The 21,235-nt window shown below is 58.3% G+C and carries 22 protein-coding genes; 12 read left to right on the top strand and 10 right to left on the bottom strand.

What is annotated here, in order from left to right; genetic code table 11:
* Positions 1-268 precede the first annotated feature (268 nt).
* Complete coding sequence (xth, locus tag AC2FLO_RS03990; RefSeq protein ID WP_480584732.1) at positions 269-1,048, top strand: exodeoxyribonuclease III; 780 nt, start codon at positions 269-271, stop codon at positions 1,046-1,048.
* A 4-nt stretch (positions 1,049-1,052) separates the two neighbouring features.
* On the opposite strand, the gene AC2FLO_RS03985 is transcribed toward xth, so the two are convergent.
* Both AC2FLO_RS03985 and dksA read right to left on the bottom strand, forming a co-directional pair.
* Positions 1,053-2,201: an FAD-dependent monooxygenase gene (locus AC2FLO_RS03985; RefSeq protein WP_496751430.1), complete on the bottom strand. Its 1,149-nt coding sequence runs from the start codon at positions 2,199-2,201 to the stop codon at positions 1,053-1,055.
* 71 nt (positions 2,202-2,272) lie between these two features.
* Positions 2,273-2,695, bottom strand: a complete 423-nt coding sequence (dksA, locus tag AC2FLO_RS03980) for an RNA polymerase-binding protein DksA (RefSeq protein WP_209504868.1) — start codon at positions 2,693-2,695, stop codon at positions 2,273-2,275.
* 381 nt (positions 2,696-3,076) lie between these two features.
* Between dksA and AC2FLO_RS03975 the strand changes: the two genes are divergently transcribed.
* From AC2FLO_RS03975 to AC2FLO_RS03945, 7 genes are all read left to right on the top strand, one after another.
* Positions 3,077-3,922 (top strand): AAA family ATPase, encoded by an 846-nt coding sequence (locus AC2FLO_RS03975; RefSeq protein ID WP_480504831.1) that lies wholly within the window; start codon positions 3,077-3,079, stop codon positions 3,920-3,922.
* Positions 3,923-4,031: 109 nt separating this feature from the next.
* Positions 4,032-4,481: a GNAT family N-acetyltransferase gene (locus AC2FLO_RS03970; RefSeq protein ID WP_496751428.1), complete on the top strand. Its 450-nt coding sequence runs from the start codon at positions 4,032-4,034 to the stop codon at positions 4,479-4,481.
* Positions 4,478-5,845, top strand: coding sequence for a DUF2927 domain-containing protein (locus tag AC2FLO_RS03965; protein WP_496751426.1), 1,368 nt, complete (start codon positions 4,478-4,480; stop codon positions 5,843-5,845). Before AC2FLO_RS03970 ends, AC2FLO_RS03965 begins: the two co-directional genes overlap by 4 nt.
* A 7-nt stretch (positions 5,846-5,852) precedes the next feature.
* On the top strand, positions 5,853-6,023 hold the full coding sequence (locus AC2FLO_RS03960; protein WP_209503658.1) for a hypothetical protein: 171 nt from the start codon (positions 5,853-5,855) through the stop codon (positions 6,021-6,023).
* Positions 6,024-6,027: 4 nt separating this feature from the next.
* A complete protein-coding gene (locus AC2FLO_RS03955; protein ID WP_496751424.1) occupies positions 6,028-7,212 on the top strand; it encodes a vWA domain-containing protein in 1,185 nt (394 codons plus the stop codon).
* 100 nt (positions 7,213-7,312) lie between these two features.
* Positions 7,313-7,909: an NAD(P)H-dependent oxidoreductase gene (locus tag AC2FLO_RS03950; RefSeq protein WP_496751422.1), complete on the top strand. Its 597-nt coding sequence runs from the start codon at positions 7,313-7,315 to the stop codon at positions 7,907-7,909.
* Between the two features lie 101 nt (positions 7,910-8,010).
* A complete protein-coding gene (locus tag AC2FLO_RS03945; RefSeq protein ID WP_496751420.1) occupies positions 8,011-8,697 on the top strand; it encodes a M48 family metallopeptidase in 687 nt (228 codons plus the stop codon).
* Between the two features lie 71 nt (positions 8,698-8,768).
* On the opposite strand, the gene AC2FLO_RS03940 is transcribed toward AC2FLO_RS03945, so the two are convergent.
* From AC2FLO_RS03940 to AC2FLO_RS03920, 5 genes are read right to left on the bottom strand one after another with little or no spacing between them, the layout of a single operon-like run.
* A complete protein-coding gene (locus AC2FLO_RS03940) occupies positions 8,769-9,311 on the bottom strand; it encodes an RSP_2648 family PIN domain-containing protein (protein ID WP_480584752.1) in 543 nt (180 codons plus the stop codon).
* Positions 9,308-10,510, bottom strand: a complete 1,203-nt coding sequence (locus AC2FLO_RS03935) for an RSP_2647 family RNA methyltransferase (RefSeq protein ID WP_496751418.1) — start codon at positions 10,508-10,510, stop codon at positions 9,308-9,310. The genes AC2FLO_RS03940 and AC2FLO_RS03935 overlap by 4 nt, the downstream gene beginning before the upstream one ends.
* Positions 10,511-10,548: 38 nt before the next feature.
* A complete protein-coding gene (locus AC2FLO_RS03930) occupies positions 10,549-10,821 on the bottom strand; it encodes a hypothetical protein (RefSeq protein ID WP_480558098.1) in 273 nt (90 codons plus the stop codon).
* Positions 10,805-13,600, bottom strand: coding sequence for a [protein-PII] uridylyltransferase family protein (locus AC2FLO_RS03925; RefSeq protein WP_496751416.1), 2,796 nt, complete (start codon positions 13,598-13,600; stop codon positions 10,805-10,807). Before AC2FLO_RS03925 ends, AC2FLO_RS03930 begins: the two co-directional genes overlap by 17 nt.
* 49 nt (positions 13,601-13,649) lie before the next feature.
* The gene (locus AC2FLO_RS03920) at positions 13,650-14,033 is read right to left on the bottom strand and encodes a DUF4440 domain-containing protein (protein WP_496751414.1); all 384 of its coding nucleotides are present in this window, start codon (positions 14,031-14,033) and stop codon (positions 13,650-13,652) included.
* A 148-nt stretch (positions 14,034-14,181) separates the two neighbouring features.
* Here AC2FLO_RS03920 and AC2FLO_RS03915 point away from each other — a divergent pair, with 148 nt between their 5' ends.
* From AC2FLO_RS03915 to AC2FLO_RS03900, 4 genes are all read left to right on the top strand, one after another.
* A complete protein-coding gene (locus AC2FLO_RS03915) occupies positions 14,182-14,604 on the top strand; it encodes a DUF2852 domain-containing protein (RefSeq protein ID WP_209503649.1) in 423 nt (140 codons plus the stop codon).
* 66 nt (positions 14,605-14,670) lie between these two features.
* A complete protein-coding gene (locus AC2FLO_RS03910; RefSeq protein WP_209596678.1) occupies positions 14,671-15,102 on the top strand; it encodes an RDD family protein in 432 nt (143 codons plus the stop codon).
* Positions 15,103-15,177: 75 nt separating this feature from the next.
* The gene (locus tag AC2FLO_RS03905; RefSeq protein WP_496811635.1) at positions 15,178-16,002 is read left to right on the top strand and encodes an arginyltransferase; all 825 of its coding nucleotides are present in this window, start codon (positions 15,178-15,180) and stop codon (positions 16,000-16,002) included.
* A gap of 7 nt (positions 16,003-16,009) precedes the next feature.
* Entirely contained in the window at positions 16,010-16,399 is a 390-nt protein-coding gene (locus AC2FLO_RS03900) for a VOC family protein (RefSeq protein ID WP_480584765.1), read from the top strand.
* Positions 16,400-16,533: 134 nt separating this feature from the next.
* Here AC2FLO_RS03900 and AC2FLO_RS03895 read toward each other — a convergent pair whose 3' ends face one another.
* From AC2FLO_RS03895 to AC2FLO_RS03885, 3 genes are all read right to left on the bottom strand, one after another.
* The gene (locus AC2FLO_RS03895; protein WP_496751410.1) at positions 16,534-18,888 is read right to left on the bottom strand and encodes a TRAP transporter large permease; all 2,355 of its coding nucleotides are present in this window, start codon (positions 18,886-18,888) and stop codon (positions 16,534-16,536) included.
* 17 nt (positions 18,889-18,905) lie between these two features.
* Positions 18,906-19,832 carry a TRAP transporter small permease subunit gene (locus AC2FLO_RS03890; protein ID WP_496751409.1) on the bottom strand — a complete coding sequence of 309 codons (927 nt, stop codon included), beginning with the start codon at positions 19,830-19,832 and terminating at the stop codon, positions 18,906-18,908.
* A gap of 122 nt (positions 19,833-19,954) precedes the next feature.
* A complete protein-coding gene (locus AC2FLO_RS03885) occupies positions 19,955-21,037 on the bottom strand; it encodes a TRAP transporter substrate-binding protein (protein WP_267363846.1) in 1,083 nt (360 codons plus the stop codon).
* Positions 21,038-21,235: the final 198 nt, after the last annotated feature.

The following is a 21,235-nucleotide window of genomic DNA, read 5'->3' as shown; positions in this document are numbered from 1 at the left end:
TTGCCCCCACACCCCCAGGATATTTTCAGCCAGATGAAGCAGGGATCCGCTCTCTGACCAAAACGACCAGAGAGCTTCACCTGGCGCGGTCATCGGCGTCCCCGCCTGTACCGCCCCTTCAAGTATCGAAAAAATGGTTAAGGATCCGTTTCTTCATCTGGCTAAAAATATCCCGGAGCGCGAGGCAGAGCCTCGCTAATCCGATCTCCGACTTGCCGCTGGGCCCGTTCTGAGCGATAGGTTGCCACAAAGTTTCGGAGGATCGCGCATGAAAATCGCCACGTACAACATCAATGGCATCAAGGCGCGAACCGAGGCGCTGCCCCGCTGGCTGGACGATGCCCAACCCGACGTTGTTCTTCTTCAGGAAATCAAATCCGTCGACGAAAACTTCCCCCGCGAGATGTTTGAAGATCGCGGGTACAACGTGGAAACACACGGTCAAAAAAGCTTCAACGGCGTCGCGATCCTGTCGAGGCTTCCGCTGGAGGATGTATCACGCGGCCTTCCCGGTGATGACAATGATGAACAGGCACGCTGGATCGAGGCGACCGTCGTGGGCAAAAAGGCCTTGCGCCTCTGTGGGCTGTATCTGCCCAACGGGAATCCGGCACCCGGACCGAAATACGATTACAAGCTGGCCTGGATGGAACGGCTTTATGAGCGCGCAAAGGGTCTGATGGAATCAGAAGAGCTGGCGCTAATGGCGGGTGATTATAACATCATCCCCCAGGCCGAGGATGCCAAACGCCCCGATGCCTGGCGGGAAGACGCGTTGTTCCGCCCGGAAAGCCGGGCCGCCTTTCGAAAAATCCTGAACCTTGGCTTTACCGAGGCCTTCCGCGCGACAACGCAGGGTCCCGACCACTATTCTTTCTGGGATTATCAGGCTGGCGCGTGGAACCGGAATGACGGAATTCGGATTGATCATTTCCTGTTGACGCCACAAGCGGCCGACCTCATGCGGGATTGCCAGATTGATGCGGCTGTTCGGGGGCACGAAAAGCCATCCGATCACGTTCCCGTCTGGATTGACCTGGATCTTTGAGGCCTTAAGCAGCCGTGACGTCGTGTCTGTAGATCCACTCATAGCGTTGGGACAACCGGGCACCAACGACCCTCAGCACACATTGCGCAGCCAATCGGGCTGGACCGCGCAGATGAAAGTTCCGCGCGTTTGATCCGGCCGCCGCGACAACGCGCTGCGCCCTTGGTTTGCGGGTCGTTTCATAGGTTGCCAGCGCGCTGGTGATACCCGATCGTTCGTCAAACGCGCGCGCCAGCACCCAGGCGTCTTCAAGCGCCAGACATGCACCCTGTGCCATGAATGGCAATGTTGGATGGGCCGCGTCCCCTAGCAGAACCAATCGGCCATTCTGCCAGTTTTGCGCGACAGGCCGAAGAAACAATGCCCACAGGTGCACATCCGTGACGTTCGATAGAATGTCGCGCACGGGGCCACCGAAATCTGCAAATCGCTTGCGCAGCTCTTCAGGGTCGCCCGTCTGACGCCATCCTTCTTCCCGCCAGTCCGAACGTTCTTCGACCGCGACAATGTTCATCATGCTTTCGTCGCGCAACGGATAGGTCACCACATGCCGCCCCGGCCCCATCGTCAGGGATGCGGAAACCGGATCATGACCGGGCTGCCAGGGTATGGTGGCGCGCCAGGCCACCTGATGCGTGAACTCCGGCACCTCTGCCCCGTTCAAAGCCGGGCGGAGCATACTGCGGCCGCCATCGGCCGCAATGGCGCATTCTGCGCGAATTCGCTCGCCTGACGCCAAGACCACCTCTGCCTCGTTGGGGTGCTTTTGCACATGCGAAACTTTGGCACCCAACCGGAGATCCACGCCTGCGTCACAGGCCGCATCATGAAGAAGGTTCAGAAGGTCGGCACGGTGGTAGTAGTAGGTCGGACCAGCTGCGGGGCCTGGCAGCCGACTGACCACGCGCCCATTTCGGTAATCGCGCAAGACAGTTCCATGGGATTTCTGCCCGACAGAAAGACCTGTGACGCCAAGTGCATGAAGAACGCGCATCCCGTTCTCGCTGATCTGCAAACCAGCACCGACTTCGGTCAGGGCCGGGGCTTGCTCCAGAAGCGTGACATGCGCCCCACGGTGTTGCAGCGCCAGTGCCGAGGCCAGGCCGCCGATTCCACCGCCGATTACACAGAATTTCAATCCGTCTATCTTCATGACACCCGCATAACGCAAAAACGCCGGAGCCACAGGCCCCGGCGTTTGGATTTCTTACACATACCCGGCGATTAATCGTCGCGGTGGACCTTTTCGCGACGCTCGTGGCGCTCTTGCGCTTCAAGTGTCATGGTTGCAATCGGTCGTGCGTCCAAACGTTTCAGCGAGATCGGATCGCCCGTCATTTCGCAATACCCGTATTCGCCATCATCAATCCGGCGCAGGGCTGAGTCGATCTTTGCGACCAGCTTTCGCTGACGATCACGGGTCCGCAGCTCCAGCGCACGGTCTGTTTCTTCGCTGGCGCGGTCCGCGACGTCCGGAATGTTACGGGTGTTGTCTTGTAGCCCTTCGATGGTGTCGCGGCTACCAGCCAGTAACTCTGTCTTCCAATCCAGCAGCTTGCGGCGAAAATACTCAAGCTGACGATCATTCATGAAAGGCTCATCTTCGGCCGGACGGTAATCTTCCGGCAGAAAAACTTCCTGCTTCATATTTGCTCCCTCGGTTTGGCCAGTAACGTCGTTCGAGGCTGTTTCAGCTGACATTTGGCTCTCCCTTCTGCGCAGCGTTTAGCCGACGGACGGTGGAATGTCACTACACAAACGTTGCGCAACAGTGCACCCCCGCGGATTTGTCTAACTATGAGACAAACATCAACAAAACCTTGTATTTCTATGAAATTTGACAGGCTTTTTTAGGGCGAGAGGCACGGCGCCCGGGATTGGTCTATATCGGAATCAAGCAAAAGGGCTTGGAGTTACAGCACAATTCCCGCCGGGCGACGCAGGGACGCGGGTTGTAAAAAACCTTGCCGCTCTGTAACCCGGAAACCACAACCTGCCCGTCCAACACAATATACGCACGAGAGGCCCATGACCGCACGTTTCCAAGGTACAGCCGAATATGTCGCCACCGACGATCTGACTATTGCCGTGAACGCCGCTGTCACGCTGGAACGCCCCCTGCTGGTGAAGGGCGAGCCCGGTACCGGCAAGACCGAATTGGCAAGGCAAGTGGCCGGTGCGCTGGGGCTGAGAATGATCGAGTGGAATGTGAAATCCACCACCCGCGCGCAGCAGGGTCTTTATGAATATGATGCCGTCAGCCGCCTGCGTGACAGCCAATTGGGCGAAGAGCGTGTCCATGACGTGTCGAACTATATCCGCAAGGGCAAGTTGTGGCAGGCCTTTGACGCCGACGAAAAGGTTGTTCTGCTGATCGACGAAATCGACAAGGCGGATATCGAGTTCCCCAATGACCTGTTGCAGGAACTCGATAAGATGGAGTTCCACGTCTATGAAACGGGAGAGACGGTCCGGGCCAAGCACCGCCCCATCGTCATCATAACTTCGAACAACGAAAAAGAGCTGCCCGACGCCTTCCTGCGCCGCTGTTTTTTCCATTATATCCGCTTTCCGGATGAGGCGACCATGCGCCGGATCGTTGATGTGCATCACCCCGGCATCAAGGACGCACTTCTGACCGCCGCGCTGACGCAATTCTATGAAATCCGCGAGACGCAAGGGCTCAAGAAAAAACCCTCGACCTCAGAGGTTCTGGACTGGCTGAAGCTGTTGCTGGCCGAAGACCTGACGGCGGAAGACCTCAGGCGTGACGGGGCCAGCGCGCTGCCGAAGCTGCATGGCGCCTTGCTAAAAAATGAACAGGATGTGCATCTGTTCGAGCGTCTTGCTTTCATGGCACGTGGCAAACGCTAGCCTGCGTGTGAACATTCTGTGATCACGGCTTGCCATTGGGTATCCCGGGTGTCAGCATCGAGATACCTGACGCAACCGCGTTTCAAAGCAGCAGTATTGGGGTCATCACTTGGCGAACGCTCTGACAATCCGAACCCTGCGGGCCGAGGACAAAGATCAGTGGGCCGAAATGTGGCGGGATTATCTGGCGTATTATGAAACCACCCTGCCAAAAAACGTGTATGAAACGACCTTTTCCAGATTGGTGGGCGACGACCCGCAGGATTTTTCCTGTTTTGTCGCGGAACAGGATGGCGTTTTGGTCGGGCTGACGCATTACCTGTTTCATCGCCACGCCTGGAAAGTGGAAAAGGTCTGTTATCTGCAAGACCTGTTCGCCCGACCTGAAACGCGAGGAACGGGCGTCGGTCGCGCCTTGATTCAGGCGGTTTATGAAGAGGCGGATCGCCAGGGCGCCCCATCCGTTTACTGGCTGACGCAAGAGTTCAACCAAACGGCGCGCCACCTTTATGATCGCATCGGCACCCTGACACCGTTCATCAAGTACGCCCGCCCATGATGCGTATGGGCGCCCTTTTTCTGGCGCTGGTTATCGCTGGCTGCACGTCTGTCGAGACGATCGAACTCGGGAACGATGTCCCATATGTCGAAGTGGCGTTGCCGCCGGCCAAGTCTTTTGCGGCACCCCGCCCTTCGCCACCGGCACGGTCCAACAAAAACATCGCGTCGGATTTCCTGCCCCTGCATTTCGAACTGGAGAGCGGGGCCGCACTGCCCGTGTTCACCCGGTTCGAAACGCCGATCACCGTTCGCCTGACCGGATCGCCGACACAAAGTATGCAGCAGGATTTGACCCGCCTGCTGAACCGCCTGAAGCGCGAGGCGGGTATCAACATCCGACAAATCAACGACGGGCAGGCCAATATCACGATCGAAGCGGTCAGCCAGAAGGACATTCTGCAAATTCTGCCAAACGCGGCCTGTTTCGTGGTGCCAAACGCGTCCAGCCTGGCTGAGTATCAGCGCGACCGCCGCAAAACCAAAAGCAGTTGGGTTGAGCTGCGCCAGCGCGAAAGATTGGGGATTTTTATCCCCTACGATGTCAGCCCGCAGGAAATGCGCGATTGCCTGCACGAAGAACTGGCACAGGCCCTTGGTCCTCTGAACGACCTCTATCATCTGCCGGATTCGGTGTTCAACGACGACAATATTCATACGGTCTTGACCGGGTTCGACATGCTGATCCTGCGCGCGGCTTATGCGCCTGAACTGCACACCGGCATGACCCGCGATCAGGTCGCTGCCGTCATCCCCGGAATTCTCAGCCGTCTGAATCCACGCGGCGACCGACTAGCTGCGCAACCCCCCACAAATACCCCCCGAGAGTGGATCAACGCGATCCAGAAATCACTTGGACCGGGGCCGGGTTCCCCCCGACAGATGCGCGCCGCGCAAAAGGCAGCCCGCATCGGGCAGCAACTGGGATGGACAGACCACCGCCGCGCCTATCCCCACTACCTGATGGGCCGGATGGAGCAGTTTCGTGACCCGGCAGAAGCCCAGCGGCAGTTCAAGATCGCGCAACAATTTCTTCGCGCGACGCCCGGAACCGAGGTTCATCAGGCTTATGTCTCAACCCAGACCGCAGCCTTTGCGCTTGCGCAGGATCGCGGGCCCGAGGTCCTGCCCGAACTGGATCAGGCCATCGACGTGATGACCCGCGCGGAAAACGCTTCGCTTCTGGCCACCTTGCTGCTGCTGAAGTCCGAGGCCTTGAAACAGGCCGGTCAATTGCAGCAGGCACGTGCCGTCAGGCTGGACAGCCTTGGATGGGCGCGATACGGGTTCGGTTCGGATTTGGTGGCTCAATCTATGGCTCAAAACAGTGGCCGACGCCCCGCTGACAGCACGAAAGACGGATAAAACACATATGTTGCTAGTACTGGGAATGGCGATACTGGGTGCAATCCTGGGCGCTTTGACCGCAAAAAAACGCAATGGAAACGGCGCCGACATGGCGCAGTATGCCGCCGGATATGGGATCGCTTTTGCGCTTGTGGGGCTGGTGATCTCGCTGGTTCTGCTTCGCATGGTGGCGTGACGCGATGTTCCTGCCCTTTTTCGAAAACCTCCGCAAAGCTGGCATACCGGTATCGCTCCGGGAGTATCTGACTTTTCTGGAAGGCATGAAAAAGGGTCTGGTCACCTATGATGTCGAAGCGTTCTACTACCTTGCCCGCGTGTCGATGGTGAAGGACGAGCGCAATATCGACAAGTTCGACCGCGCCTTTGCCGCCAGCTTTGAGGGCTTGGGCGAGATCAGTTTCGATCAGGTGTTGGAAGCTGTCGATATCCCAGCCGATTGGCTCGCCAAGATGGCCGAGAAACACCTGTCGGACGAGGAGAAGGCCGAGATCGAAGCGCTCGGCGGTTTCGACAAGCTGATGGAAACACTGCGCGAACGACTCAAGGAACAACAAGGCCGTCATCAGGGCGGTAACAAATGGATTGGTACCGCAGGAACCTCTCCGTTCGGGGCATACGGGTATAACCCCGAAGGCGTCCGTATTGGTCAGAAAGAAAGCCGCCACCAGCGTGCCGTCAAGGTCTGGGACAAGCGGGAATTCAGGAACCTCGACGACACGGTTGAACTGGGCACCCGCAACATCAAGGTCGCCCTGAAACGCCTGCGCCGCTGGGCGCGGGAGGGAGCAGCCGAAGAGCTGGATCTGGACGGCACCATCCGTGCCACGGCCGAGCATGGCTATCTGGATGTCAAAACCCGGCCCGAGCGTCACAACGCCGTCAAAGTGTTGCTGTTTCTGGACGTCGGCGGCTCGATGGACCCGCATATCAAGGTGGTTGAAGAGCTGTTTTCCGCTGCAAGAACCGAGTTCAAGCATCTGGAATATTACTACTTTCACAATTGCCTGTATGAAGGGGTCTGGCGCGACAACCGCCGCCGCTGGAACCAACAGACCCCGACCCACGAAGTGCTGCGCACCTATGGATCCGACTACAAGTGCATCTTTGTCGGCGACGCCTCGATGAGCCCCTATGAGATCGCCTATCCCGGCGGTGCCAATGAACATTGGAACCAGGAAGCCGGTCAGGTCTGGCTGCAACGCGCGCGCGAACAGTGGGCGTCAAACCTGTGGATCAACCCGGTGCCCGAGAAATACTGGGAATTTACTCATTCCATCGGCATGATCCGCGACATCTTTGAAGATCGCATGGTGCCCATGACGTTGGCTGGTCTGGAACAGGGAGTGCGCGAGCTGACGCGGTGAAACACACCTTCAGGTATTCCTGCTGATTTAACCTTGACCTCAAGCAGGGTTGAGCTTTCACAGTATCCCGGTTGCCGTTCGAAAACCTGAGGAGTTGACTGTGCATCTGCTGACAATCCTGGATCACCCAAAGCCGAACTCCTTTACGGCCGCCGCTGTCGCGAAACTCTGCGAAGGTGCAAAGGCGGCTGGCCATACCACCGAGGTTGCGGATTTGCATGCAGAAGGGTTCGATCCACGCTGGTCAATGGCGGATATAGAAGGCGAAGCAGGCACGGGCGCACCGCAAGACATACTTGCGGAACAAACACGGATTGCGCGCGCCGATGCAATCTGCCTGGCCTTTCCGTTGTTCTGGTGGGGAATGCCTTCGATGATGAAAGGCTGGGTCGACCGCGTATGGATGTGGGGCTGGGCCTACGATCAGTTGGACGACCCGGAAAAGTCCCTCCAGAGGTCGCGAACAGGATTACTGTTGGTGCCAGCCGGTGCGCGTTCTGACGAAATGGAAGCCAAAGGATACACCGACGCGCTTGAGACACTCTGGACCAAAGGCACGTTCGGGTATTTCGGGTTTTCACCCCGGAAACTCGAGCTGTTGCATGGTGCGACCGGATCAGCCCCGCGGCGACAGGCGCTTTTGGAACGTTGCTATGAAATTGGACTTACGCTTTCGCAACCTGAAAGCGATCCATGAACACGGTCGCGTTCTGCAGCCTCACTTTGAAATGCAGCAGAACAGAGAAAAGCTATTATTTTCCATTTGCTCTTGGGGTGTTGAAAACCCATATCTAGCCCATGCTTCGCCTGACCCCTATCCTGCTGGCCATTGCCTATGGAATTGTGATGTACCGGATTTCCGTCTGGCGCACCCATCGGGAACTCGACGCAAAGTCGACCGAACTTGTTGACCCGACCCTCAAGAGCATGACCGACCGACTGGCTGCCGCGCTCGAGATCGAGCGGGTTCCGGTTTATATCTACGAGATCGACCCGGTGAACGGGCTGGCCGCGCCGGACGGGCGGATATTCATCACGCGGGGATTTTACCGCAAGTTCCGCAACGGCGAGGTTTCGGCTGAGGAAATGGCCAGTGTAATCGCGCATGAGTTGGGCCATGTGGCACTAGGTCACGCGCGGCGGCGGATGATCGATTTTTCAGGGCAGAATGCGATGCGCACGGCGCTGATCATGGTCCTGAACCGGTTCATCCCTTTTGTCGGAGCGATGATTGCCAACGCGTTGACCGCACTGATCGCCTCGCGCCTGTCGCGGGGGGATGAGTATGAAGCGGATGAATATGCGGCCGCCTTGCTGACAAAAGCCGGTATCGGAATCGGTCCGCAGAAATCACTGTTTCACAAGCTGGAAGAGTTGACACAGCAACGCGCCGGGGTGGTCCCGGCATGGCTGATGAGCCATCCCAAGACAGATGAACGTGTTGCGGCGCTGGAAAAGCTTGAACAACGTTGGGCACAGCAGTGAAGCCTGTGCTGCGAGAGGCCAGCCTCTCGCGCTCTCCGGGATATTTTGGGCCAGATGAAGCTGGAACACACTCAGGTGGCGAGTGCCTTGCCCAATCGCGGAAGCCGGGCTTTTTTCATGAGCGCGCGAAGGGTCCATTTTTCGGCTGAGAGGCGATTGGCTTCGGCAAGGACCTGAGTGGCAAGTGTGCTCATGCCTTCTGGATTGGATTGCCAGAATCCGTACAGCAGGCTGTCGGGATCTTGCCGGTCAAGCCCTTCATCAGTCAGGATATTTCTGGGGAAATCTTTGGCATTAACCGTGACAATCAGATCAGCGGAAGCAGCGATTGCTGTGGCCAGCACGTGGACATCTGCGGCGTCCGGCAGCCACAGACGGTTTTGAAGACCCTCGTTCGCTGGACGTTCAGCATCCGGCCAGGCCGCTTGCACCAACACGATCTCGGAGCGCGCCTGCGCCTCACCCGTCGGGCCCAACTTACGGGCGGCGCGGGCCCATTCTTCGAGGATGCGGGCGGACCAGAGCGGAGTGAAATACCCCAATCGCGCGGCACCCAACAGCATCTCGCGCATGACCGTGGGATAGAGGACGCAAGTGTCGAGAACAGCCTTCATAGGCGATAGAACACCGCTTTGAGGTAGCCGCTTTCCGCCAGTTGCGGCAGTTGCGGGTGATCCGGCCCGGCAAATCCGGTGTGGATCAGTTGCGCCTGTCGACCCGCCCGGCCGATCCCGCGGGAGGAGGCGTCGCGGAACCGCCCCAGATCGGCGGCATGAGAACACGAGCACAGCCCCAGATAGCCGCCGGGTTTGACCAGAGGTGCGGCAAGCCGTGCGATACGCTCATAAGCGCGCAACCCCGCGTCCAGCGCTTGTTTTGAGGGGGCAAAGGCAGGTGGGTCACAGATAACCACGTCAAACGCCGCACCCTCGTCCCCCAATTGGGTCAGAACATCGAACGCGTCGCCCTGCCGTGTCTGGAACCTGTCGGCAAGGCCCGATGCCGCAGCGCCTTTGGTGGCCAGTTCCAGCGCGGCAGCAGACCCATCGACGGACAGGGCTTGTCCGGCACCTGCGGCCAGCATTGCCAGACCAAAGCCGCCGACATGGCTGAACACGTCCAACACCTGCGCTCCGGGATGTACCAGCCGTGCGGCAAAGGCATGGTTGGGGCGTTGATCGTAAAACAGGCCGGTTTTCTGACCTCCGGTCAGGTCGGCCATATACGTGGCACCATTCATCGGCACAGGCAGGGGTGCGTCGGGTGCGGTGCCGTGCAAAGTCTGGTTCTCATCGTCCAGCCCTTCCAGCCCGCGCGTACGGCCCGAGGCGTTTTTCAGCACCGTCGTCACGCCTGCGACCTTGATCAGCGCGTCGGTGAGCGTATCCAGATGCATCTCGGCCCAAGCCGCGTTGGGCTGGATGACACAGCTATCGCCAAACCTGTCGATGATCACACCGGGAAAGCCATCGGCCTCGGCATGGACCAGACGATAGAAAGGCGCATCAAACAGAGTTTCACGCAGTGCAACGGCGCGGCTGAGGTGGGTTTCGAACCAAGTATTGTCCAACTGCGCGTTTGTGTCGTGATCCAGCACCCTGCACATGATTTTTGAGTCAGGATTGACGGCCACCAGCGCAAGCGCTGCACGGTTGTCATCCTCGAGAATCGCCAGAGCGCCTGCGGGGATCTTGCGCGTGCGGCGGTCGGTGACGATGTCATTTGCATAGACCCAAGGGAAGCCATGGCGCAGGCCGCGCGCGTTGGCTTTGGGTTTCAGGCGGATACGGGGGCGGTCGGCAGATTGGGTCATGACGCACTCTTAGTCGCGAATATGCCGATGGAAAAGCCCTAGCGGTTTCGTGAGCGCCACCCACCGCGCCGTTTCGGGGTTTGGGCCGCCTGAAGGCCCTCGGACAGAACCTGAGTCATGGGATGATCCGGGCTGTGCAGCGCGTATGCCGCGTGCAATTCGGTCAGCGCCGAGTTCTGGTCACGCTCTTCGGGCAGGCTGAGCGCCCAGTCGAGAAATATGCTGCGGCATTCCGGCAAGGTGATGCCTTCGATGCGATAGGCTTCCTGGATCAGACCTTTGTGGTCATTGGGATCAGTGCTGCGTGCCATCTTCGCCCTCTTGGATCACGCTGCCGATCAGGTCGGCCGCGGTTGTGTAACTCTTCTGCAATGCCCGTTGCAGTGCATCGACCTCTTCAAACCCGGTGGCGCGGCACAGGAAATCCACACCTCCTTCACCGATCTGTTCCGCCTCGATGACCTTGCCCGAAAGAAGCCGGGCCGCACATTGCACCGACCAGCATAGGCTGTAGCAGTCTTTCAGGGATTGCGCCTGCGCGACATCCAGCAACCCGGCAGCGACGGCACCATCGAGGCCCGAGGACACGTCGCGTGCCGTAGTCCCTGCCAGCAAGGCACCGGTTTCGGCCATCAGTTCGATATCCATCAGGCGGCCGGGCCCGTTTTTGGCATCCCAGATCCCGGCGGGTGCCTTGGCTGCGGCCAGACGCGTTCGCATCTCGGCGACTTCGCGCAAAACCTTGTCCCGCTCGCGTGGTCGCGACAGAAACCCGACGCGAAACGCTTCGATATCATTTGCCAAACCGGCATCACCCGCAACGACATGAGCACGGGTCAGGGCCAGATGTTCCCACACCCAGGCCTCATTCTGCTGATAATTGGTAAAGCTGGCCCAACTGGTGGCAACCGGCCCCTGATTGCCGGACGGGCGCAGGCGCATGTCGACCTCATACAGCCGCCCCTGTGACATCGGTGCCGAAAGTGCCGTGATCAGCGCCTGCGTGAACCGCGCGTAGTAGGTGCGCGTGGCCAGAGGACGCGGACCATCGGACATGTCCTGATCCTGCGGGTCATAGATCACAATCATGTCCAGATCGGATTGCGAATTGATCCGTCCTGCGCCCAACGATCCCATGCCCAACACCGCCGCTCCGCGCCCCGGGGCGGGCCCGTGTTTGCGGGCGAAATTCTCGGCAACATATGGCAGGATGGCGGCAATCACCGATTGTGCAAGTTCTGCATATTGCCGACCTGCCTGTGCCCCGTCGATCAGACCCCGCAAGTGGTGGACGCCGACCCGGAAATGCCATTCCTTGCACCAGCGCCGTGCAAGGTCGAGCCGGGTTTCATAGTCAGGCTCTTCCGCCAGCGCACGGGCCAGTTCGATTTGCAATGCCTTCTGCCTCGGCCAATCGGCAAAGAAACTGCCGCCGATCACCGCGTCGAAAACCGAGGCATTGCGCGACAGATGCGAAGCCAGAGCATGAGATGTGCCAACGATATCGACCAGCAGGTCGATCAGTTGCGGATTGGCCTCGAACAAGGAAAACAGCTGAACCCCGGCGGGAAGGCCAGACAGAAACCCATCCAGCGCCATCAACGCCTCATCCGGTTTGGCGGTCTTGGCAAGACGCGACAGCAACTCGGGCCGCAACCGTTCGAAAATCCGCGACCCGCGCTGGGACCTTAAGGCCGGATAGGTCGTCCACCGGGCCAGAACACTCTGGTCAAACTCCACATCCTGCGCCGCCGCAGGTGCAGGACCGGGTCCAGGCGCAAAAAATCCTTCAGTCAGTTCGTGCACTTCGGTCAGGCGATTTTTCAGGTCCTGTTTCAGTTCATCGCCGCCGATCCCCATCAGACAGGCGATACGTTCGATGCCTTCCGATGATTTCGGAACCTTATGCGTCTGTGCATCATGAACCATCTGAATGCGGTGTTCGACTTCGCGATGTGCCCGATAATGATCGGTCAATTTATCCGCGACATCCTGCGGCACCCAGCCTTTTGACGCCAACGCCGCCAACCCCGGAACCGTTCCGCGCACCCGTAAATCCGGATCGCGACCACCTGCGATCAGCTGACGGGTCTGGGTGAAGAACTCGATCTCGCGAATACCGCCCTGCCCCAGCTTCATGTCGTGGCCGGGAATCGACAAGGACCCGCCCGTACTTTTGTTTTCGCGAATCCGAAGACGCATATCATGCGCGTCCTGAATGGCAGCAAAATCCAGATGGCGACGCCAGATAAAAGGGCGCAATGTGTCCAGAAACCGCTGACCCGCGGCCAAGTCTCCGGCACAGGGACGGGCCTTGATATATGCCGCGCGCTCCCACGTGCGGCCGAGGCTTTCGTAGTACCGTTCAGCGGCCTCCATCGCCATGCAGACCGGTGTTACGGCAGGATCTGGCCTCAGCCTCAGGTCGGTGCGGAAAACATAGCCATCGGCAGTCTTGTCGCTGAGCGTCGCGCAGAAGTTCCGCGTTGCCCGCACCATGCCCTGCCGGGCCTCGTAGAAGTCATCGGGGTCAAACCGCGTCTCATCAAACAGCACAATCAGATCGATATCCGAGCTGTAGTTCAGCTCATGCGCGCCCATCTTGCCCATGGCCAGAATGACCATCCCGGCGGCAGTTTCGATATCGTCCTCGGTCATACCCGGCAGTTTGTTGCGCCGGATCAACGTCGCAATCTCGGCCTTGGCCGCAGTATCCGCGGCCAGTGCACCGAAATCGGTCAGCGCCGCGGTGACTTTCTCAAACGGCCAGGCACCTGCAATGTCGGCAAGCGCGGTCAACAGCGCCACACGCCGCTTGGCCTGCCGCAAGCCGGATTTCAGCTGATCCGGCGGCAGCTCACGCGCATCCGCCATGACTTCAGACAGCGCCTGATCCGGGCGCAATAAGGCATCAGGCAGCCATTCCCTTTCACGCTCGATCAGGCCTTTCAGATATGGGCTGGACCCGGCGGTTCCCGCCACCAGCTCTCCCATCTCCTGCGACAGATCAGGTATCAGAGCGCGGGTTTCATCGCCCAGAGACGGATCAAACGCACGCGGAAGGCGGGTAATGGCAAGAGCGTCAGTCATGCGCGCACCCTGCGCATTGCGGCGCGTAATCGTCAATGGGGCATTCTGATTAGGTTACCTGAACCGGCGTATCCTGACTGAAGCTGTTGACCCAAACGTCGTTTCTTCTTTCCCACAAAGATGAAATCAGCATTGCCTCGCGCCGATCTGCGCCCGGGCGCAGGTAATCGGCACGGTAGGACAGCAAGACGATATCCGGGGTCAGAACGCGTAACCGAGTGTCACTCAGATCAAACTCGGCCATCGTCGGCGCATCTGCAAGTTGCCCGACGTGATCGTCCCGATTGGCAAAACCCGTGGGATAAACGCCCAGAAAATCCGCGCTTAGCAAGGCGCGATCGGCGCTTGCATCGCCTTCAACCAGCGCCACCCAGACCTGCGTTTCCAGTTCAAGAATGTCCATTAGTGCAGGGGCAGCTTTGTTGTCCGTCATATCCATACCCAGACCCTGCGAGCCAGATCCTGAAACGTCAACCGGATTGCTTAATGTAAATCTTTTTCACATTACCCCTTGCACCCAACCAAACGATACCCCATCTATGCAATGTGAATAGAGTTTACATCAACCCTGGAGAGCTCAAATGACCGCATTGTCCGACCCCGCCGTCCCCGCGAATCCGGGATGGCTTTATCGAACCGAAGCCTGGCTGGATGACAAAGGCAAAGGGGCCTGGATCGCCGCCATGGTTCTTGGTTTCATCTTCTTTTGGCCCGTTGGCCTTGCCCTACTGGCCTATATGATCTGGAGCAAACGCATGTTCAGCAAATCCTGCAACCGCCGCAAATCCTGGCACAGCCACATGAGTGCAATGAAGCCCTCGGGCAACAGCGCCTTTGACGCCTACAAAGCAGATACACTGGCCCGCCTGGAACGCGAACAACAGGATTTCGAAGCATTCCTGCGCCGCCTGCGTGACGCCAAGGACAAGGCCGAATTCGACCAATTCATGGATGAACGCGCCCGCGAGAACCATGACGAAGATGGCAAGGGCGAGCCCGCCTGATTGACCTTGCCCTGCCCCGGTGTTTTGGGACAGGGTGCCCCTACCCCAGTTTTTCGGACCTATCGAATGAACCATCTGCCAAACCCGGACACCCAACCCGATTTCTATCGTTCCGTGACAACCAAACGCTTTGTCGCCTGGCTGTTCGATATCGCCTTCATTTCGCTGCTTTGCACGGTGGCAATCCTCTTTACTGCGTTTCTGGGTCTGTTTTTCCTGGCCCTGATCTACGCCGTTGTCAGTTTCGTCTACCGGGTGGTGACCATCGCCAACGGCTCAGCCACGCTGGGAATGCGCTTTATGGGGATCGAGCTGCGTGACGCGTTCGGAGAACGAATGGACTTGGGCAAGGCGCTTGCCCACACTGCCGGCTATTTTGTCAGCATGGCCTTTCCCGTGGTCCAGATCATCTCGGTCATCATGATGATGACCAGCGCCCGTGGCCAGGGTCTGACCGACAGTTTTCTGGGCACCGTGATGATCAACCAACGGGCCTGACGCAAGGTTGCGTGAAACACTTGGCGGTCTCGGGAACGGTTGCTATCATCCTTCCCGAGGTTGGATGGGGATTTCATGCGACATACGCTGCCAATTGCGCCACAATTCTATGTCACGGCACCGCAGCCCTGCCCTTATCTTGGCGGCAGGATGGAACGTAAACTGTTCACCGCCCTGCAAGGCGAAGGGGCTGAACAGCTGAACAACTCCCTGTCTCAACAAGGATTTCGCCGGTCTCAGAATGTACTCTACCGTCCTTCGTGTACGGATTGCGCAGCCTGCCTGTCGGCCCGGATCGATGTTTCAGCCTTCCGGCCGACCAAAAGCCAGAAGCGCGCAGCAAGGCGGAATGGATACCTGGAACGCCGCGCAACTTCGCCATGGGCCACGGATGAACAATACGAGCTGTTCCGCCGCTATCTTGATACCCGTCACGCCGATGGCGGCATGGCTGACATGGATGTTTTCGAATTCGCCGCGATGATCGAGGAAACACCGATCCGCAGCCGCGTTGTGGAATATGCCGATCCTGAAACGGGCGAGTTGATCGCCGTCAGCCTGACCGATGTGCTCGATGACGGTCTAAGTATGGTCTATTCCTTCTACGACCCGGAACAGCCGCAAAACTCACTCGGCACCTACATGATCCTCGACCATATCGACATCGCACTTGAGGCGGGCCTGCCCTATATCTATCTGGGGTACTGGGTCCCCGGCAGCCCCAAGATGGGCTACAAAGCCAAGTTTTCAGGGCTCGAGGCCTATATTCAGGGGGGCTGGCAGAAAATCAGCGATCCGGATGCCTATACCGGCACATTGCATCACCCCTTGTCGGCGCCGCCAATCGCCGAACAGGTCGCCAATATCCAGCTCCCTGACCGGCACCCGACCAAAGGCTGACCGCGCGATGAAACAAAGCCTGCATGCCGTCACCCTTGTGGTGCCGGATTACGACGACGCCATCTTGTTTTATACAAAGACGCTCAGCTTCCAACTTATCAAGGACATCGACCTCGGCAATGGCAAGCGCTGGGTTCTGGTCGCGCCTCCCGGTTCGGACAGCGGCTGCCTTCTTCTGGCAAAGGCTGACGGACCTGAACAAACCCCCGCCATAGGCAACCAGACCGGCGGGCGCGTTGGGTTCTTCCTGCAAACCGATGATTTCTATCGCGACCATGCGAACATGCGCGCCAGGGATGTTCACTTCGAAGAAGAACCACGCCACGAATCCTATGGCGTCGTCGCAGTCTGGCGTGATCCCTTCGGCAATCGCTGGGACCTGATCCAGTTCACCTGATCCGCATCTTCATCTGGCCAAAAATATCCCGGGGATGAATTGGCCGCAGGCCAAGAAGGGGCTGGCCCCTTGCCCGAAATAAACAGAAAAGGGGGCCAATCGGCCCCCTTTGCAATATTCTCTTCCGGATCGGATCAGTTTGGCATCAGGTCCGGAACGATCGTGACAATCGTCGGGAAGAACCACAAGATCGCGATCCCCATCACCTGGATCAGAACAAACGGAACGATCCCGCGATAAATATGACCTGTAGTTACCTCCTTCGGCGCAACCCCCCGAAGGTAGAACAACGCAAACCCGAAAGGTGGCGTCAGGAACGACGTCTGAAGGTTCACCGCCACCATAATCGTGACCCATTTCGGATCGAACGAGCCGCCATAGATCACAGGGCCCACAATGGGGATCACGATGTAGATGATCTCGAGGAAATCCAGCACGAACCCCAGAATGAACAGCACCAGCATCACGATCAGGAAAACCGTGAACTCGTTGTCAAAGCTCTTCAGGAATTGCTGAATGTAATGCTCCCCTCCAAATGAAATCACCACGAGGTTCAGCAACTGCGATCCGATCAGGATGGTGAATACCATCGAGGTTACCTTGGCCGTCTCGCGCACCACCGGGGTCAATACACCGCTGGAATACAGCACCCAGCACCCGTAAAGCAGACCGAACAAAGCGTACAGGTAGGCCGCATAAGCAATGATGAAGGCGATCCAGGTTTCTACTGTCACACTGCCTTGATTGATACGCAGGTCAAAGTTGACCCCCATCAGCAATGCAATGACAACGGCGAAAGTCGACCAGATGACCACTTTGCCCGAACGGCCCTGATCCTGCAGCTTGCGGTAGGCCGCCAGCATGATCGCGCCACCCGCGCCCAGCGCAGCCGCCGGTGTCGGATTGGTGACACCTCCCAGGATCGAGCCCAGCACCGCGATGATAAGAACAAGCGGCGGGAAGACCACGCGGATCAGATCGTTTGTGGCACAGCGCGCCGCAGCCTCTTTGCAGCCATACATGGCGAGCGCGAACGGCAGGGCGAGCAACACGAAAGTCACGCCAGAGGATGTGGTAGGCGATATCATTAGGATATCGACAAATGCCATCAGCAACAGCCCGATCGCGCCAAGGATCAGCGGCTGCGGTGACCGCGACGGTGCGATACCACGGCCCAGAACCAGGGTCAGCCCCAGCAGAACAAGGGTAACCGCCACACCAGTGCCAATCGGCGCCGCATCGGCAATCCTTTTTTGTTGTTCGGCCGCCAGTTCCTCTTCTGTCAGGCGATGCGCTTCGGTTGTGCCGCCAGCGGCATCAATAGCTTCCTGCTCGGCAACAGCCTGATCCCAGGCAGCCTGCCCATGCAGGTCGATCATCGACGCCTTGCACTCTGCCGACACGTTGGTCCGCAGCGACGCACCCTCGCCGATGTCCGAAAAGGCCGAGACCGAGATATTCTGGCTTCCGATCACACCAACATTGCCCAAAAGGATCGCGCCGACGATCAGGGCAACCGGCGCGCCCAGCAACCATGTCAGGCCTTCCGACCGGGTAATGGGTTCCCCGGAGCCACCGGACACAGCCACAGCAGGAGCCTTGTGTGGGTTCAACAGCGCATAGCCAAAGGCGTAGAGCGCGTAGAGCAACGCCAGCATGATCCCCGGTAGCAATGCCGCCTGGAACAATGTCCCGACCGAGACAACCGCAGGTTCACCCAGAAAGGTCAGCGCGTCGGTGCAACCGGCTTCAACAGCCCGGGTTTCCTGCGCTGTCGAATACAGGTCCCCTGCCAATGTGCCCAGCAGGACGATCACGATCGACGGTGGAATGATTTGCCCCAAGGTGCCCGATGCCGCGATCACACCGGTCGCCAGTTCCGGCGAATAGTTGTTGCGCAACATGGTTGGAAGCGCCAGCAGGCCCATCGTCACAACGGTTGCGCCAACGATACCGGTTGAAGCCGCAAGGAAAGCCCCCACAACCACGATCGACACGGCCAGACCACCCGGAAGCGGGCCAAAAACACGTGCCATCGTCGTCAGCAGATCGTTGGCAATCTTTGAACGTTCCAGCGTGATGCCCATCAGAACGAACATGAGCACGGCCAGAAGGGTCTCGATGGATTGCCCGGCCAGCACGCGCTCGTTCATACGGTTCACGATGAACGACACGTTCCGGTCCAGCGCGGTCTCCCAGCCCGAGGCAAAAACCGGTTCGGCGAGCCTTGGCAAATCCGGGTATCGGAACACCGATATGGTGTCCGGCTTGATTCCGGAATTCACAAGGTCCCGATAACTTTGCGATCCAACGTCAATCGCCTGGTGGATCAGCAACCCCGCACTGTCCAGCGCGGCGATGATGCCAAAGGATATAATCCCTGCCCCGCCGATGGCAAAAGCCACCGGAAAGCCGGAAAGAATGCCCCCGAAAAGGCAAAAGAATACGATAATGAGGCCTATCTCGACGCCATCAAGTCCGAATAGCATTGTCTTTTTCTCCGCCCTTAATGCGCGCCTTCATAGGCTTCTTCACCCTCACCAAGGCTGTCCTTGTCGAGGTATTTTCCGATGCTGTCCGGTCCTTCCACGTATTCCAGATACGACCGGTACAAAAACGCGATGGCGTGCAGAAACACCATGGCTGCAAACGCCACCAGCAGGATCTTGAACAGGAAGTAGGCATTGAACCCGTTGGGGCTGAACCCGATGGTTTCCACGTTCCAACGCAGGGCGCGGGATTTGGCAACCAGACGGTCCAACGCATCACTGGCGGAAGGGTTCGGCACGATCAAGTGACGCCACAGGAAGAACCAGCCGTACATCCAGGTCAGCACCGCCATTGGCATCATGAACAGCAACGCGCCGCACATATCGACCACACGCTTGGCGCGGTGGCTGATACCGGCATAGATCAGATCAACGCGCACATGCCCGCCCTGCACAAATGTGTAGGTACAGCACAGGCAGACGACCATGGCGTTATACAGTTTCAGCTCTTCCGCGAACCAGCTGATATCCATCTGGAACGGTATGCCCAGACCGAAGGACATATCAGGACGGGTAAAGACCCGTTGCATGAATACGATGACAATCTGCTGAATCACCATCAGCAGACCCGCCCAGGCAAAGAACCGCCCGGTGGTGTTTGCAAAACCTTCCAGGCCGCGCACAACAGCCCACATGAAATTCCGGTAGTACAACCCAACGGCTGTCAGAACCAAAAAGAAGGTGAACACCACAAAGAAGAACTCGACCGAGCCGCCGTAATACACAAAGCGCATGATTGACGCCTTGTCAGACCAGTCCAGCCAGAGCTGCGGATGCGTGATCGCATATCCGAAATTATAGAAGGCTTCGGCAATGTTCTGAATGAACCAGACCAGTCCATTCCACAGGGCGCCGAAGAACGAGATACCGTTTTCGTCCTGCATGTTGTCCCCAGGTCGTCTCAGTTGCGCGCAGGCCTATTGTGGCTTGCCCAAGTCCTTTCACGCAACGGGAAAGGTTTCCCCGCAAGGTGCGGGGAAACCGTTTTTCCTTTGATCAGGAAGGATTAGCCGCGAACACGGTCACGCTGTGCGGTGTAGACACCCGACGACAGGTTGTTCCATGCCGACGAAGCCGCCATCGACGGCATTGCGCTGTCGTGGATCTTCTTGAACAGCTCATCGCCCATGTTCTCGTCCAGAACTTCCTGGCTGGCCTTGCCGAACGCATCCCAGACACTGTCAGGGAATTCCAGGACCTTGACACCACCGGCCTGCAGGCGCTGCAGCGCTGCACCGTTGTTGGCCAGGAATTGCGCCAGGTTCCACTGGTGTGCTTCTGCGGCAGCAATCTCGATGATCTTCTGCTGGGCCGGGGTCAGTTCATTGAACACGTCGCGGTTGGTTGCCAGCGACAGACCTGCGCCCGGCTCGTGGAAGCCCGCGGTGTAGTAGGTCTTGGTGATTTCCTGGAAGCCCGCCTTTTCGTCGGCCCAGGGTCCGATCCACTCTGTTCCGTCAATCGCGCCAGACGACAGCGCCTGATACACTTCGGAACCGGGGATGTTCTGAACAGAAGCGCCCAGTTTGCCCAGTGCTTTGCCGCCCAGACCGGGCATACGGAACTTCAGACCATTGAAGTCTTCAGGGCTGTTGATTTCTTTCGAGAACCAGCCGCCCGCCTGCGCACCGGTGTTACCGGCCAGGAAGGACTTCAGGCCAAAGATTTCGCCCAGCTCATCATGCAGCTCCATACCGCCGTCATGATAGTACCAGTTCACCAGTTCCTGTGCGGTCATGCCGAAAGGCACAGCCGTAAAGAAGGCGTAACCTGGGTGCTGACCCACAAAGTAATAGTCAGCGGCGTGATACATGTCGGCCTGACCGGACGACACCGCGTCAAACACCTCGAATGCGCCAACCAGTTCGCCTGCCGCTTTGATTTCAACATTCAGGCTGCCATCCGACATGGCGTTGATGCTGTCGGCACAACGCTGCGCGCTGTCAAACACGCCAGCCAGACCACGACCCCACGAGGTCACCATGGTCAGTGTGCGCTGTCCCTGTGCATAGGCCGGAGCCGCCAGAGCGGTTGCTGCAGCTGCCGAACCGCCCAGCGCGGATTTTTTCAGAAATGAACGACGATCCATATGAGTGTTCCTCCCCTTCATAGTCACGATCCGGCAGAACCGGACCTGTCGCATTCAGTGCGCGTCAGCCTAATGTGAGCGAAGCGAAAGGGAATACCTACTACTGCGTAGAGAATCGATTTCTTTTGGGGATGCGGTGAAATTTCCGAACGAAAACTCCAACAAAAACGGCCCAAACACCGAAATTTCACAGACCAA

The organism is Ruegeria sp. TASC047 (assembly GCF_059612445.1).
Note: the sequence above shows the minus strand (reverse complement) of the source record. Positions and strands in the feature narration are given on the sequence as shown.